General features: G+C 58.6%; 12 protein-coding genes. 3 read left to right on the top strand and 9 right to left on the bottom strand.

Annotation, left to right across the window (positions count from 1 at the left end; genetic code table 11):
* Positions 1–158: 158 nt before the first annotated feature.
* The 9 genes from BF99_RS0118990 to dnaQ form a co-directional block, all read right to left on the bottom strand.
* Positions 159–2,243, bottom strand: coding sequence for an ABC transporter ATP-binding protein (locus tag BF99_RS0118990; protein WP_025772453.1), 2,085 nt, complete (start codon positions 2,241–2,243; stop codon positions 159–161).
* Between the two features lie 215 nt (positions 2,244–2,458).
* On the bottom strand, positions 2,459–3,652 hold the full coding sequence (locus BF99_RS0118980; protein WP_025772451.1) for an ABC transporter permease: 1,194 nt from the start codon (positions 3,650–3,652) through the stop codon (positions 2,459–2,461).
* A 14-nt stretch (positions 3,653–3,666) separates the two neighbouring features.
* Positions 3,667–4,713, bottom strand: coding sequence for an ABC transporter permease (locus tag BF99_RS0118975; RefSeq protein ID WP_025772450.1), 1,047 nt, complete (start codon positions 4,711–4,713; stop codon positions 3,667–3,669).
* A 130-nt stretch (positions 4,714–4,843) separates the two neighbouring features.
* The gene (locus tag BF99_RS0118970) at positions 4,844–6,511 is read right to left on the bottom strand and encodes an ABC transporter substrate-binding protein (protein ID WP_025772448.1); all 1,668 of its coding nucleotides are present in this window, start codon (positions 6,509–6,511) and stop codon (positions 4,844–4,846) included.
* A 360-nt stretch (positions 6,512–6,871) separates the two neighbouring features.
* Entirely contained in the window at positions 6,872–7,966 is a 1,095-nt protein-coding gene (locus BF99_RS0118965) for a TerB family tellurite resistance protein (protein WP_081759362.1), read from the bottom strand.
* A 92-nt stretch (positions 7,967–8,058) separates the two neighbouring features.
* Positions 8,059–8,859: a co-chaperone DjlA gene (gene djlA, locus BF99_RS0118960; RefSeq protein WP_025772446.1), complete on the bottom strand. Its 801-nt coding sequence runs from the start codon at positions 8,857–8,859 to the stop codon at positions 8,059–8,061.
* 88 nt (positions 8,860–8,947) lie between these two features.
* Positions 8,948–9,892, bottom strand: a complete 945-nt coding sequence (locus BF99_RS0118955; protein WP_025772445.1) for a histone deacetylase family protein — start codon at positions 9,890–9,892, stop codon at positions 8,948–8,950.
* Positions 9,893–9,991: 99 nt separating this feature from the next.
* Complete coding sequence (locus BF99_RS0118950) at positions 9,992–10,513, bottom strand: gamma carbonic anhydrase family protein (RefSeq protein ID WP_025772443.1); 522 nt, start codon at positions 10,511–10,513, stop codon at positions 9,992–9,994.
* Positions 10,514–10,547: 34 nt separating this feature from the next.
* Positions 10,548–11,093, bottom strand: a complete 546-nt coding sequence (gene dnaQ, locus BF99_RS0118945) for a DNA polymerase III subunit epsilon (protein WP_051482992.1) — start codon at positions 11,091–11,093, stop codon at positions 10,548–10,550.
* Positions 11,094–11,400: 307 nt separating this feature from the next.
* On the opposite strand from dnaQ, the gene BF99_RS0118935 reads away from it, so the two are divergent.
* From BF99_RS0118935 to BF99_RS0118910, 3 genes are all read left to right on the top strand, one after another.
* On the top strand, positions 11,401–12,390 hold the full coding sequence (locus tag BF99_RS0118935; RefSeq protein WP_025772437.1) for a quinone oxidoreductase family protein: 990 nt from the start codon (positions 11,401–11,403) through the stop codon (positions 12,388–12,390).
* A gap of 206 nt (positions 12,391–12,596) precedes the next feature.
* A complete protein-coding gene (locus tag BF99_RS0118925) occupies positions 12,597–13,691 on the top strand; it encodes a squalene/phytoene synthase family protein (RefSeq protein WP_025772436.1) in 1,095 nt (364 codons plus the stop codon).
* A gap of 212 nt (positions 13,692–13,903) precedes the next feature.
* Positions 13,904–15,039: formate--tetrahydrofolate ligase (locus tag BF99_RS0118910; protein WP_025772435.1), on the top strand; the 1,136-nt coding region annotated here is incomplete at its 3' end.

Raw genomic sequence — 15,039 nt, 5'->3', positions numbered from 1 at the left:
ACGCTGTCGATCAAAACGACTCGACTCGCCCAATAATCATCGCCCCGTTTTCGGTGCTAAATCACCCTCGCAGGCTCATGGCTTGCGAGGGTGATTTTTTTATGCAATCTCGCTTCGTTCTTCGAAGTTCTGGATTGAGCGATGAATCCGATCGTTCGCTAGTCATCGCTAGCCAAGGAGATCACCGGCTTCATGCGTCCGAGGGCGTTCATCCCGAGGTGGCATTTGATTTGATGGCCGTCGCCGATATCCTTGATCGGGGGCACTTCTCGCTCGCACAATCCATCCGCCACTTCGTGTTTCCAATGGCAGCGGGTTTGGAAGGGGCAGCCCGAAGGGGGATTCATCGCCGAGGGGATATCCCCTTCGAGCACGATATGCTGCTTTTCGATGGCGGTGTCGGCAATCGGGACCGCCGAGAGCAAGGCTTCGGTATAGGGGTGGTAGGGCGGGGTGAATACTTGATCCGTGGCTCCGAGTTCGACCACGTGGCCGAGGTACATCACCAGCACGCGGTCCGAGAGGTAGCGCACGATCGAGAGATCGTGGCTGATGAAGAGCAAGGTGGTTTTTTCCGTGCGCTGTATTTCCATCAAAAGATCGGTCACCGCCGCTTGAACCGATACATCGAGGGCCGAGACCGGCTCGTCGGCGACGACGATGCGCGCGCCTCCGGCGAAGGCGCGGGCGATGCCGACTCGCTGCTTCTGGCCGCCGGAGAGTTGGCGCGGCATGCGCTCGGCGAAATCCCGGGGCAGTTTGACGAGATCGAGGAGTTCGAGCATCCGTTGCCGCCGCTCGTCATCCGAATCCCCGTAGCGAAAGATCTCGAGGGCGCGGATGATTTGTCTTCCCACATCCATCGAGGGGTTGAGGGTATCGAAGGGGTTTTGGAAGACCATCTGGACGTCGGCGATGGTTTCGGTGCCGCGTTCTTCGATCGGGATACCCTCGATGCTTTGCTCGCCGATCGAGATCTCCCCCTCGGTGGCGGTCTCGAGCCCCATCAATACCTTGGCGAAGGTCGATTTGCCGCAGCCCGATTCGCCCACGATGGCGAGGGTTTCGCCCTCTCGGGCTTCGAAGCTCAAGGCTTCGTTGGCCTTGACGGTACGAGTATCCCCCCCGAAGAGAGCGTTGGCTGCGACCTCGTAATACTTTTTGAGCCCCTCCGTTTTGAGAACCACCTTGCCCGGCTCCACCTTTCCTTTTTTCTCGAGCGCATCGAGCGGAGCGTCCCAGTCGATCTCGTCGAATTTCAGGCAGCGGGTGTGATGGGTTTCGTTTTCCGCCAAGGGGGCCATCGGGATTTTCCCGCCATCGCAGCGCCCGGCTTCGAAGTAATCGCAGCGGGGGCCGAAATTGCAGCCCGGAGGGCGTTCGTGGGGAAGCGGAAAATTGCCGGGGATGGCTTTGAGGGGGCGTTCGTTCTTATCCGCCCCGGGCAGGGGGATGGAGCGAAAAAGGGCTTGGGTATAGGGGTGGCGCATCTTATTGAAGACCTCGTCGATCACGCCGGTTTCCACCGCCTCGCCCGAATACATCACGCAGATGCGATCGCAGGTCTCCAAGACCAGCCCCAGATTGTGGGAGATGAAGATCATCGACGAGCCGTATTTCTCGCCCAAGCCCTTGACCAGCTCGATGACCGCCGCCTCCACGGTCACATCGAGCGCCGTCGTGGGCTCGTCCAAGATCAGCAAGGAGGGCTTGGACATCAAGGCCATGGCGATGACGATGCGCTGCTGTTGCCCTCCCGATAGTTGGTGGGGGTAGGACTTCAATATGCGTTCCGGATCCGGCAATTTGACGTCGCTTACCACTTCCAAGGCGCGTCGGCGGGCTTCCTCGGCGTCGATCTCCTCGTGGATCATCGGCACTTCCATCAGCTGATTTGCGATGCGCAGCGAGGGATTGAGCGAAGCCATAGGCTCTTGGTAGATCATCGCGATCTCGTTGCCCCGGATTCGACGCAACTCCTCCTCGCCCATCGCCCCGAGGTCCTCGCCCTTGAAGCGGATCGTGCCCTCGGTGATTCGGCCGTTGACCCCGAGATCCCGCATCACCCCCAAAGCCACCGTGGATTTGCCGCAGCCCGATTCCCCCACCAGCCCGACCGCCTCCCCGGCTTGGACGCCGAGGGAGAAGTCCATCACCGCCGGGATTTCCCGCAGTCGCGTGAAAAACGATATCGACAGATTCGATATCTCGAGGATGGGGGAGGCACGATCGTTCGTGGTCATTCGAAGGCTCCTTCCGGTGCTATGGCCGGCAAGGGGAGGGTCGCATCGTCGCCGCTTCGCCGCTTCGCCGCTTGGAAAGATGCTTGCGAAAAATCCATCGGCGTCGATGTGGCGCGGCCGATCTCGGGAAAAAAGCGACCGGATAGTCGAGGGCGCACCATGAGGCAGCCGACGGGCAGGGGCGGCGGGATCGGGGGTCCGGCTTCAATCCTTCATCAATCCTTCAAACTCTCCTCTCGCAGCCCATCGGCCAGTAGATTGAGGCCGAGTACCAGACTTAGCAGGGAAATCGCCGGTGGCAGTGCCGGATGGGGATAGATCGAGATGAGTTTGCGGCCGTCGTTGATGGTCGCCCCCCAATTCGGATCCTCCGGCGATAGCCCCAAGCCGAAGAATCCCAAGGTCCCCAGCAGGATCGTGGTGTAGCCGATGCGAAGGCAGAAATCGACGATCAGCGGGCCGCGGGCATTGGGCAGGATCTCCCACAGCATGATGTACCAGCTTCCCTCACCCCGGGTTTGGGCCGCGGCTACGTAGTCGCGGGTCTTGATATCCATGACAAGACCGCGCACGATGCGAAAGACGGTCGGGGCGTTGACGAAGACCACGGAGACGAATACGTTGAGGATTCCGGGATCGGGATCGAAGATATCGATGGCGTTCAAGAACGAGATCGCCGTCCCGGGGGTGTTGATCACATTGATATAGGCGTAGCCCAAAATGGCAAGGCTCGAGAACATCAGGAGGTTTCGCTTCACCGGATCCGTGTGGTAGCGCGATTGGATCAGCACCGCGGCGAAGACGATCGGAAAGGCGAAGAGGAACATCGACATATATTGGGGAACTCCGGTTTGGCGAATACCGGGGTTGACCAGCAGATAAAAGAGCAAGATGACGGGAAAGGCGAGGATCAGGTTGGCAACGAAAGAGATGCCGGTATCGAGGCGCCGACCGTAATAGCCCGCCGGAAGCCCCAAGGTGATGCCCGCCAGGAAAGCGAAGACCGTTGCCAGCGGCGCGATCAACACCACCACCCCCGAGCCGTGGATGACGCGGCTGAAGACATCGCGTGCCAGATTGTCGCCCCCCAATAGAAAATAAGCGTATTCCCCGGCTTCGGCGTTGTTGAGGGGAGTTCCCGGCAGTTTGTTCTTCATCCCCGAGAACTGCGCCAGAGGATCGTGGGTGGCGATCATGTCGAAGGCCGAGGAGAAAAAGCCGGTCAGGGTCCAGAACATCACGATCCCGAAGCCGATCATGCCGATCCTCGAATCGAAGATCCTGCCGTAGAGACCGAGACGGCGCTTGAAGCGGATCGAGCAGGCGAAGATCACCGCCAAGGAGATCCACACCGGCGCAAGTTGCACCAAGATGCGCCCGATGATCTCGATCCAGGATAGGGGTTCCATATTCGATAAGCCCCCTAACTCACGCTGATACGAGGATTGAGGTAGACATAGCCGATATCGGATATCAGCTGGGTCAGCAGCACCAAGACCACCCCGACCACGGAAATCCCCAGCAGGAGCTCGATATCGTTATTGGAGGCGGCTTCGACCAGCGCCCAGCCGACCCCTTTGTAGTTGAATATCTTTTCGACGATGACCACCCCGTTCAAAAGCCAAGGGAACTGCAGCATGATGACCGTGAAGGGGGCGATCAGCGCATTGCGCAAGGCATGCCCGATCACGATGCTGTGGAATGCAACGCCTTTGAGTCGCGCGGTGCGGATGTATTGCGTGGTCATGACCTCGGCCATCGAGGCCCGGGTCATGCGGGCGATATAGCCGGTGCCGTAAAGGGCGATGGTGATCACCGGCAAGAAGAAATTCTCGAAGGTCGGGTTTTCCATCGCCGAGGTGGCCGTGCCCTTGAACCATTTCAGGCCGGTGGCGGTGGAAGCGAACAGGGCGATCAGAATGACGCCCGAGACATATTCGGGGGTGGCGGTGGTGCCGATGGCGAAGGTGGAAAGGGAGCGGTCGAGTTTGCTGCTTTCGCGCATGCCCGCCAGTACGCCCAAGATCAACGCTGCGGGCACCATCACGATCATCACCCAGAACATCAAGATGCCGGTCAGCCCCAAGCGCGTTTGGATGATATCGCCGACCCCTTCTTGGAAACGGGTGGATCTGCCCCAGTAGCCTTGCAAGACGCCGCAGTATTTCGCGATATCCTCGATTGCTTGTCCTGGCATTTGACATCGGGCTCTGATGACGCCGTCGGCGCCTTCGATGACATAGCCCGGCACCACGCCGACCCATTCCCCGTATTTGACGAAGATATTTCTGTCATAGCCGCGATTGCCGAGCCAACGCTCGACCTGCGCATCGCTCATGCGCATATCGGCTTGGGTCTTGGCGAGATTGGTGAGCAGGGGGGAGAGGTTGGTCAGAAAAAAGACGACGAAGGTCAAGCAGGCAGCCGTCAGGGCCATCACCCCCAATCGACGCAGGATGAAAGAGATCATCGAATCTCTCGTGGGTGTCGGCGAGGCGTCGACGGGGTGTCGATGATGTATCGGCGGGGCATCGATGGCGTCTCGAGTGAATTCCGGGGGAGGGTCGGGCGACCGCTCCCCCGGATTTCAAACGATCCCTCTACGAGGTAACCCCCCACTTATAGTGATGGTGCTCGAAAGACACATGCATCGGCGCATCCACGACCTTGTCGGTCGTATGGCGATAAAGCGAACGCCAATAGGGTTGGATGGTGACGCCTTCATCTTGGATCAACGCCTCGCCTTTGGCGGCGATCTCGCGTCGCTTGTCGGCATCGGCGATCGACAGCGCATCTTTGAGCAGAGAGTCGAATTCGGCATTGGACCAGCCGAACTCGTTCCAAGCCTCGCCCGAGCGATAGGCAAGGGCCCAGATCTGAACCCCCAGCGGCCGACCGTTCCAGTTGGTGGAGCTGAAAGGATATTTGGTCCAGTCGTTCCAAAAGGTCGAACCGGGCAGCACCGTCCGCTTGACCTTGAACCCCGCCTCGCGCAGCTGGGCGGCCGCGGCATCGGTGGTGTTGCGGCGCCAATCATCGTCGATCGACATGATCTCGTGCTCGAAACCGGCCATCCCCGCCTCTTGCATCAGCTCCATCGCCTTTTTCTTGTCGACGACCTGCTTCGGCAGCGGAGCGTACTCGGGATGGATCGGCCCGATATGATGGTTTTCCGCCACCGATCCCCGATTGCCGTAGCCCAATTCCAGCAGCACGCTGTTGTCCACCGCCATTTGCAGGGCTTGGCGCACGCGCTTGTCGGCGTAGGGACGCCGGCCTTCCACTTCCGCCAGCTGGTTGGGGCGAATCACGATGGTGCCCATCGTGACGATCTCGGATTTTTTGAGGTCGAGGCCGTCGAAGACATCGATGAATTCTCCCACCGACTCGTGGACCATATCGATCTCTTCGCTTTCGAAGGCCGCAAGCCACCCCGAGGGTTCGGTGCCGTAATCGATATATTCGATCCGATCCAGATGAGGTCCGCCATACACGGCCGTGCCCCACCAATCGTGATTGGGCTTGCGCTCCAAGACCGCCTTGACCCCGACATCGAGTTGCACCAGCTTATAGGGACCGGTGCCGATGGCGTTCATCGTATCCGACGGATTGTAGGAGGGATGCACGATCGCCGCCGGATAATCGGAAAAGCCGGCGATCAAGGAGATATCCGGATCCGGAAGCTCGAGCATCAAGGTGTAATCGTCCATCACCTTGATCACCCCGGCCTTGACCCGTTGGGTGCTTTCGTCGATCAGCGTTCCCATGCGTCCGGCCATCGAGTTGCCTTCGGCATCCTTTTCGCACCAACGCTCGATATTGAAGGCGATATGCTGGGCGGTGAGCGGGTCGCCGTTATCCCATTTGACGCCCTTGCGTACGTTGAGGGTATAGACGGTGGCGTCGTCGTTGATCTGCCAGGAATCGAGGAGCATCGGGCGGAATGAGCCGTCGTTGTTGTATTCGACGAGATATTCGAGGTTGCCGCGGGTCTCGTTGCCGAGTTCGCTCCAGTCGTAGGTACGGGTATCTTTGAGTTCGCGCACGCTCATTTGCACCCGGATCGTGCCGCCTTTCATTTTCCCGTGCCCGTCGGCGCGAACCGCCGGAGCATGAAGGCCGATCAGGCCATAAGCGGCGGTGGCGCCGATGCCCAAGCTCGTGGCGCGAGCAAGAAACTCTCTCCTGCTCAACTGCCCTTGCTTGTGCTCGCGGGCATACATCTCCGCCGCCGGATGATGAACTCTCCATTTGGACTTATCAGACATCTTCTTCCTCCTCGGGTAAGGGCTGCAGGTTCATTCGTTATTCGTTGTTGCGCTCGCTCGAAATACCCGTCGAATCGATCGGTCAGGCGAGCGTTTCACTGGTTATTGACGCTACATGATAAGCGAAAAAGCCTTGCGATGCCCCGAAGCCGGGGATCACCGCCGGTGTCACTCCGTGCGAGAGTCGGTAATTCAAGGGAAAATCAGGGGATGAGAGCCTCAATATGAAGGCTCGCAAGCAGGGCGGATTCGCACCTGTGGCATGGCCTCGATATCGGCTCGGATGTCGATGGCGGTTCGTTCGATCGAGCCTTTTCCAAGGCCCGAGAATCCTCTTCGTGTCGCGTTGCTACCGGGGCTTCAATGGGTCTTGCGTACCTGACGCAGGTGCTCGTAGGCGGCTTTGACTTGATGTGTCTTTCGGCGATAGGCGGTTTCGAGATCGATATCCGAGTGGCCCTTCTCTAGTTCAAGCAGGGTATAAGCCTCAGTGGTCGTCAGATCGCTTGATTCGGTCGATGGGGTGGCTTTTAGTATCGAATCTAAGGTGCCCGGAGGGAGCCTTAGCCGATGTTGGATATGCTCGAGTACTTTGCGCTTATGGGAATACAGTTCTCCGTCGGCTTTGGCGGCTTTGATCTGGATGAAAAAGAACAAATCGATGTCTTCTAAGTCCTTGCATTCTTGCAGCAGTTGATCGAGCATTTCGTCAAGTTCGATACTCGATCCGTCGCGTCCTTGACGGTGCAGTTCGCGGGCGAAATTATGAGGTTCCGAGTCGAACTTCAGCCGGTGCGTGATCTTTTCGGCGAACTCCATCTCTTTTTCGGAAAACTGGCCGTCGTCTTTGGAAATATGTCCCATCACCCAAAAGGTGGCAGTGAAGAGAGCGAACCCGGACCTTTCTCGCAATATCGAGCCCACGGTATCAGAAGGAAGATTCAGTCGATGTTGGATATGTTCGAGGATCTTGATCTCACGGGGATCCAAGTGCCCGTCGGCGCATGCGATACCGATTTGAAAGCCAAAAAAATCATCGATGAGAAGAGGATCGTTGACATCATCAAGCAGTTCATTGAGACACTTGTCGACTGCGGTCTCCGGATTAATGTCTCGGCTGAACAGATCGTGGGCAATTTTGAGATCTTGATGGTTGAGATTCATCTGATCCCCGATTTTTCTCGAGAAGTCGAGTTCCTCTTGGGAGACATTGCCGTCGGCTCTTGAAATATGCCCCATCATCCGGAAAACTGAGCCTAAGAAAATTCTCCACGATCGTTGGTCGGACTCTTGGTTTTGGTATTCTTGGTAGGTGGGGGATGAAGGATCATTGCCTAGAACTTCGCCTAAAACCGTGCCCGCTACATGCGCTAATACCGTCCCAATCGGGCCACCACCGATGAATTCACTGATTAAGATATCCGTACTTACACCTATAGAAATTTTTCTGAACATACTCACGGGCTTGCTACCTTCAAAATGCGAATAGAGACGCTATATGCCGGATTAGGTATAGTGGTCGCAAGGGTGGGGCGGGGGAAGAACCCTCACTTCGCGCCATGTACCTGACGCAAGTGCTCGTAGGCGGCTTTGATCTGGCGTGTCTTTTCGGTGGCGATGCGCATCATCTCCTCCGGTAGGCCCTTCGATGCCAATTTATCAGGGTGATAGCGGTTCATCATCCGGCGGTAGGCGCGTTTGATGTCGTCCAAGGAGCAGTTTTTATCCAGTTCTAGCAGGGTGTAGGCTTCATCGGTGGCATAAGCGTTGGCGGTCGATGAATCGCTCGATTCGTCGGGGCCGCTTTCTTGCCGCCGGCGTTGGTTGAGCATTGCCTGCAATTCCGTCTCGGGAAGGTGAAGCCGTTGGCATATATGCCTGAGAACGTTGTATTCGCCGGGATGCAACTCACTGTCGACCACCGCCGTCTCGACCTGAATCTCGAGAAATACCCGCAAAATGCTCGATCCGCGACACTGTCGGCGTAACTGATCGAGCACTTCGTCGAGGGCGATATTCGAATCGTCGCGTCCTTGTCGAAAGAGCGTGCGGGCGAATTTGCGATCATCGGAGTCGAGGTTCCACTGATGCATGAGGTCCTTGGCCAGATCGACCTCGTTTTTGGTGACGCGGCCGTCGGCTTTGGCGATATGCCCCATCACCCAGAATGAGGCGGTGAAAAAAGCGAGTTTCGAATGATCGACGGCGGCTTCGGCGTTGTTCTCGCCCGCCGTCACCGCATTCTTGTCGAAGAATTGATGCCCCAGCGCCGCTCCCACCAACGCTCCGATCGGTCCGCCGAAGCTGAACCCTGCGACCCCACCCAAGATTTTTCCGAGCCAACTCATGGTCTTTGCGCCTTGTTCAGTTTGAAGATCGAGAGATCCGGGGATTCGGAAATCCGAGATCGAAGGTTTCGAAGGGAAATCGAGTCGATCAGTCGTTTCGCTGCATCAGGCTGCGAAGATGAGCCTCGATGCACTTAGGGAGCACGTCGATGTTGTACCCCCCTTCGAGGATCGAAAGCGTTTTCGTGCTCCCGTCGGTGGCTTCGAGTATCCGATCCGTCATCCAGCCGAAAGATTCCGTGCTCAACCGAATTTGGGCCAAGGGGTCGGCGACGTGTGCATCGAAACCGGCGGAGAGGATAACGAATTCCGGGGCGAACTCCGATATGGCGGGAATGAGACGAGCGGCGAAGGCCTCTTGATATTCTTTGTCTCCCGCCCCGGCGGGCATCGGACAATTGACGGTGGCCCCGGAGCCTTTTCCGGTGCCGGTTTCCGATGCCGCCCCGGTGCCGGGGTAGTAGGGATATTGGTGGATGCTGGCGTACATCACGGAAGGGTCGTCCTCGAAAGAGTGCTGGGTGCCGTTTCCGTGGTGGACGTCGAAGTCGAGGATCAGCACCTTGTCGACGCCATGGGTGCGCTGGAGATACCTTGCGGCGATGGCTACGTTATTGAACAGACAAAATCCCAAGGCCCCGTTTCGTTCGGCATGATGTCCGGGAGGACGGCTGAGGATGAATCCGTTGTCCACCTTCGAATCGACGATCGAATCCGCAAGGGCCATGGCGCTGCCGACGGCGAGGTGGGCGATTTCGCAGCTTCTCTTTGAAACCCCCACGTCGGCTACATCGAGAAAGGGGGCTCCGGAATCGCAGACCTGTTTGGCTCTCGAGATATAGGAAGAATCGTGGATGGTCTCGATCCACATCGGATCGGCGATCTTGGGTTCGATGGGGATGAGATCGTCGAACCACTCCAATCCCCGTAGATGGGCGATGGTCGCGCTCAAACGCTCCTTGCACTCCGGATGGCCGTGGCCCGCATCGTGCTCGAGAAAATCGGGGTCATAGATGAAACCGGTGCGCATCATGGAGCGTTCCTCGAAAGGTGGGTGTTCGAAAAGACCGAAAGGAATGAGGGGAAGGCGCTCGATCGCGCTTCGGGTTCGTTGGAGGGGCTTGCTGTCGAGTCAGTTTTGGACTTGCAAACGCTCTCGATAGAGCCTGGATTTATCGATATAGTGCGAGGCGATGCGTGCGATATCGGCGACATCCTCATCGCTCAGGGTGCGCAATACCCGTCCCGGGGAGCCGACCACCAGCGAGTGCTCGGGGATGATCTTGCCTTCGGGGATAAGGGCGTTGGCCCCGATCAGGCTTCCCTTGCCGATCACCGCCCGATTGAGCACCACCGCATTGATCCCGACAAGGCAGCCGTCCTCGATCGTACAGCCGTGGACGGTGGCATGATGCCCGACGCTCACCTTGTTCCCGAGGAGCAAGGGAACGCCCTCGTCGGCATGGAGAACGGCGCAGTCCTGGATATTCGAGCCGTCCCCGATGGTGATGAGATCGTTATCCCCTCGGATCACGCTGTTGAACCACACGCTCGTCTCATGACCCAAGATGACCGATCCGATGACCGTCGCATTATCGGCGACATAAAAATCGCCGCGGGTTTCGATGCGGCGATCCCCTAACGAAAATAGCATCGGATGGTCTCCTTGGGCGAGGGGCGAGCGGGTATCAAGCGTATCGGGCGATCATGCGACGAAACATTCGCGCCAGCAGATGGGCATCGAGAAGGGCGCCGTGCTTGTTGCGATGCGAGTTATCCACGCCATAGCGGGCGCACAGCGCATCCAACGACGCACTTTCATCGGGATGGATGGACTTGGCGATTCGCACCGAGCAGGCGATGGTGGCGATCGCTTCCATCCGCTCCCGCCTTCCGGCGATCTTGAATTCATGGTCCAAGAACCCCGTATCGAAGCGGGCATTGTGGATGATAACCAGAGCGCCTTCGACGAATTCGATGAACGCGTGCGCTTTTCGAGCGAAAAGGGGTTGGTCGGCAAGGAAGGATCTCGATAGTCCGTGGACTTGAAAGGCGCCGCTCGGGATGTCTCGTTGGGGATCGAGGTAGGTCTGGAATTCGTATCCGGTCAAATCGTAGTTCCGATCGCATTCCACCGCCCCGATCTCGACGATACGATGGCCGTGGTCGGGGGCGAAACCCGTGGTCTCGGTATCGAGAAAGACGATGCGGTCGATATGGTCGGATATATCCAAGGTTTGTTCCCTTGCGCCGTAATCGTTGCCGTCGGAATCGAGGCAAAAGCGGGCAAGCCGCGGGCTGCTTTGCGAGCATCTGTTCGCTTTTTGCCCGCGGCATTCGATGGAATCCTACCACCGACCCCGAAGATCGCTTTCGGGTGATATTATCCGCCCTCGTCGGTATCCGGCGAATCGGGCGGGGGCTAGCGAAACCTTATAGCGAGCGCCGAAAAAACCGTTCATCTGCGCCAAGATGCCGGCGGCGATCGGATCATGCCGATCCTCGAAGTTCTGCCAAGCAATGCCAAGCAAGGAGATATCGATGCCCAAGGCGATCCGAATCCACCGCACCGGCGGTCCCGAGGTCATGCAGTGGGATGAGTGCGAGGTCGGCAATCCCGGTCCCGGTGAAATCCGGGTGCGGCACGAGGCGGTGGGGCTCAACTATATCGATGTCTATTTTCGCACCGGTCTTTATCCCGCTCCTTGGCAGCCCTTCACTCCCGGGCTCGAAGCCGCCGGGGTGGTCGAAGCGATCGGGGAGGGGGTGGATGGGCTCGAAGTCGGGGATCGCATCGCTTATGCCTCGCCCCCGATCGGAGCCTACGCCGAGGAGCGTTTGATCCCCGCCGACAAGGTCGTCCAACTCCCCGAATCCATCACCTGCCATCAGGCGGCGGCGATGATGCTGCAAGGGATGACCGCCGAATATCTCTTGCGTCGCACTTTCAAGGTCAAAGCCGGCGACACGGTGTTATTTCATGCCGCGGCGGGGGGCGTGGGATTGATCGCTTGCCAGTGGGCGAAATCCTTGGGAGCCAAGGTGATCGGTACCGTCGGCAGCGAGGAGAAGGCGGATCTGGCGCGGGCCAACGGTTGCGATCATCCGATCATCTACACCCGCGAGAACTTTGCCGAGCGGGTAAAGGAGTTGACCGACGGAGCCGGTGTCCCCGTCGTTTACGATGCGGTGGGGCGAGATACATTCGAAGGCAGTTTGGATTGTCTTTCTCCCAGAGGGATGCTGGTGAGTTTCGGGCAGTCATCGGGCAAGATCGACCCCGTCGATATCTCCGTTTTAGGCACCCGGGGCTCGCTTTTTCTGACCCGCCCGAGCCTGATGACCTACAACGCGGATCGGGCATCGCTCGAAGAATCCGCCAAAGCCCTTTTCGATGTCGTCGAAAGCGGCGCGGTGCGCATCAAGGTCAATCAGGTTTTCCCCTTGGCCCGAGCGGCGGATGCGCACCTCGAGCTCGAAGCGCGCCGAACGACGGGCTCAACGGTATTCGATCTTTCCTTGTCGCCCTAGCGCCCGATTCTTCCTGTCGTAGAATCGAAAGTTTTGTCATCGACGAGGGGATATTCGCTCCTAAGGATCCAAGATTCGATGATCGGATTTCTCTTTGCAAAGCCAATGCGCCCCCGTGCCGAGGATGATTGTGTGTTCGACACAGTGATCGACACGGCGATCGATATCGCGGCGCCGGCGGATCGGGGAAGTGGAACGAATCCGAGATGAATCGCGCCGATCTCGCATGGCAGGACAAGAATCTGCAGGAGGTTTCGCGGACCTTCGCCCTCGTGATCCCCCAACTCCCGCAACCGGTGTGCGAGGTGGTGGGAAATGCCTACCTCCTATGTCGTATCGCCGATATCATCGAGGACGAGCCGGACCTTTCTTTCGAGCGCAAGCGGGATTTCTCGGAGCGCTTCATCCGGGTGATCGAGGGTCATGAGAGCGGTCGGCGATTTGCCGACGATCTGCATCCGCTGTTGGTTTCGGCGCTGCCCGGCGAGCGCGCCTTGGTTTGCGACAGCGAGCGAGCGGTACGCATCGCATCGGGCTTCAACGATATTCAGCGCAACGCCATCCACCGCTGTGTCGGCACCATGGCTCGGGGCATGGTGGAATTCCAGCGCACCGCCACCTTGGACGGTCTCGACGATCTTTCCCACCTCGGCCGCTATTGCTATCACGTGGCGGGGGTGGTCGGTGAGATGCTGACCGAGATTTTCTGCGATCATTCGCCGGCGATCGCCGCCCGCCGCGATCGACTGATATCGCTCTCCGTCTCCTTCGGTCAAGGATTGCAGATGACCAACATCCTCAAAGATCTATGGGATGATCGCCGTCGCGGGGCTTGCTGGCTGCCCAAGGATATTTTTCGTGCCGCCGGATTCGATCTGCGCTCGATGCGCTCGCTGGACGAGGGAGTGATCCCCTCGGCGGATGCGAAAGCGGGCATCGATCCATCGAGAACCGATCCCGCCTTTGCCCGAGGGTTGCAACAGCTGGTCGTCATCGCCTGCGGGCATCTTGAAAAAGCGCTGCGGTTCACCTTGCTGATACCGAAAACGGAAATCGGGATTCGCCGCTTTTGTCTTTGGGCGTTGGGGATGGCGGTGCTGACGTTGAGGAAGATTCATTCCCGCTTGATGCGCTTTTCCAGTGCTCGGGACGTGAAGATCTCCCGCCTTGCCGTCTATACGACGGTGGCCATCACCAGCGTTTCGGCACGTTCGGATCGCGTGCTCGAAATGCTCTTCGATGGATTGACCCGACCCCTTGACGCCTTGGAGACGGCAAAAGCCAAGCCCGCTTCCGGTTGATACTCGCTCATTGCCCGACGTTGCGCGCTTTTTTCGGGATCGATCGATTCGAATCGCGGTCATCGAAAGCGATGCGGATGCGTTCGTCTCGACCTTTGGCGGAGCCATGACGAAGGGGCCGAGCGCCTTGGCTATCATCCGCCATCGGTACATCTCATCGCCCTTTGAGATCCTTACCCCCCTCCCAATGACAAAGAAGAAGGAGAAGAGTCTTGCCGAAAACGGATATCGAAATCGCCAGAGAGGCGAAACAAAAGACGATCGGCGAGATCGGGGATCGACTCGGGATCCCGGGCGATGCCTTGCTTCCCTACGGGCATACCAAGGCGAAGATCGATCTCGACTATATCGACTCCCTCGGCGCCGGCAAACGCGGGAAGCTGATCTTGGTGACCGCGATCACCCCGACTCCGGCGGGGGAGGGCAAGACCACCACCTCCGTCGGGTTGGCGGACGGTCTGAATCGCATCGGAAAAGAAACTTTGGTGTGCCTGCGCGAACCGAGCCTCGGCCCTTGTTTCGGGGTCAAGGGAGGAGCGGCGGGCGGCGGCTATGCCCAGGTGGTGCCGATGGAGGATATCAATCTGCACTTCACCGGTGATTTCCATGCCATCGGCGCCGCCAACAATCTTCTTGCGGCCCTCATCGACAACCATATCCATCAGGGCAATGCGCTGGATATCGACGCCAGGCGAATCTCATGGCGGCGGGTGGTGGATATGAACGACCGCGCCCTGCGCGAGATCGTCTGCTCCTTGGGCGGAATCGGCAATGGTTATCCGCGCAGCGACGGTTTCGATATCACGGTCGCCTCGGAGGTGATGGCGATCTTCTGCCTCGCCGCCGATCTCGACGATCTGCGGCGGCGCTTGGGCAATATCGTGATCGGCCAGACCCGCCGGCGAGAGCCGGTCAGCGCCAAAGACCTCCAAGCCGACGGGGCGATGACCGTCCTGTTGCGAGATGCCTTGGCCCCCAACCTCGTTCAGACTTTGGAGAACAATCCGGCCATCATCCACGGCGGGCCTTTCGCCAATATCGCCCACGGCTGCAATTCCGTGATCGCCACCCGCACCTCCTTGGGTCTTGCCGATTATGTGGTCACCGAGGCCGGATTCGGAGCGGATCTCGGCGCCGAAAAATTCTTCGATATCAAATGCCGCAAGGCGAATATCGCCCCCGATGCGGTGGTGCTGGTGGCGACTTTGCGGGCGTTGAAGATGCACGGCGGGGTCGCCTTGGGCGATTTGGGCGAAGAGAACGTCGATGCCGTGCGAAAGGGGTGCGCCAACCTTGCCCGCCACCTCTCCAATATCCGCCGATTCGGAGTGCCGGCGGTGGTGGCGAT

Origin of the sequence: Thioalkalivibrio sp. HK1, from assembly GCA_000583135.1 — a bacterium.
Classification (GTDB): domain Bacteria; phylum Pseudomonadota; class Gammaproteobacteria; order HK1; family HK1; genus HK1.
Note: the sequence above shows the minus strand (reverse complement) of the source record. Positions and strands in the feature narration are given on the sequence as shown.

Coding starts and splice junctions, on each gene's coding strand:
- BF99_RS0118990 (WP_025772453.1), bottom strand. CDS start 2,243: ATGACCACGAACGATCGTGCCTCCCCCATCCTCGAGATATCGAATCTG.
- BF99_RS0118980 (WP_025772451.1), bottom strand. CDS start 3,652: ATGGAACCCCTATCCTGGATCGAGATCATCGGGCGCATCTTGGTGCAA.
- BF99_RS0118975 (WP_025772450.1), bottom strand. CDS start 4,713: ATGATCTCTTTCATCCTGCGTCGATTGGGGGTGATGGCCCTGACGGCT.
- BF99_RS0118970 (WP_025772448.1), bottom strand. CDS start 6,511: ATGTCTGATAAGTCCAAATGGAGAGTTCATCATCCGGCGGCGGAGATG.
- BF99_RS0118965 (WP_081759362.1), bottom strand. CDS start 7,966: ATGTTCAGAAAAATTTCTATAGGTGTAAGTACGGATATCTTAATCAGT.
- djlA (WP_025772446.1), bottom strand. CDS start 8,859: ATGAGTTGGCTCGGAAAAATCTTGGGTGGGGTCGCAGGGTTCAGCTTC.
- BF99_RS0118955 (WP_025772445.1), bottom strand. CDS start 9,892: ATGATGCGCACCGGTTTCATCTATGACCCCGATTTTCTCGAGCACGAT.
- BF99_RS0118950 (WP_025772443.1), bottom strand. CDS start 10,513: ATGCTATTTTCGTTAGGGGATCGCCGCATCGAAACCCGCGGCGATTTT.
- BF99_RS0118935 (WP_025772437.1), top strand. CDS start 11,401: ATGCCCAAGGCGATCCGAATCCACCGCACCGGCGGTCCCGAGGTCATG.
- BF99_RS0118925 (WP_025772436.1), top strand. CDS start 12,597: ATGAATCGCGCCGATCTCGCATGGCAGGACAAGAATCTGCAGGAGGTT.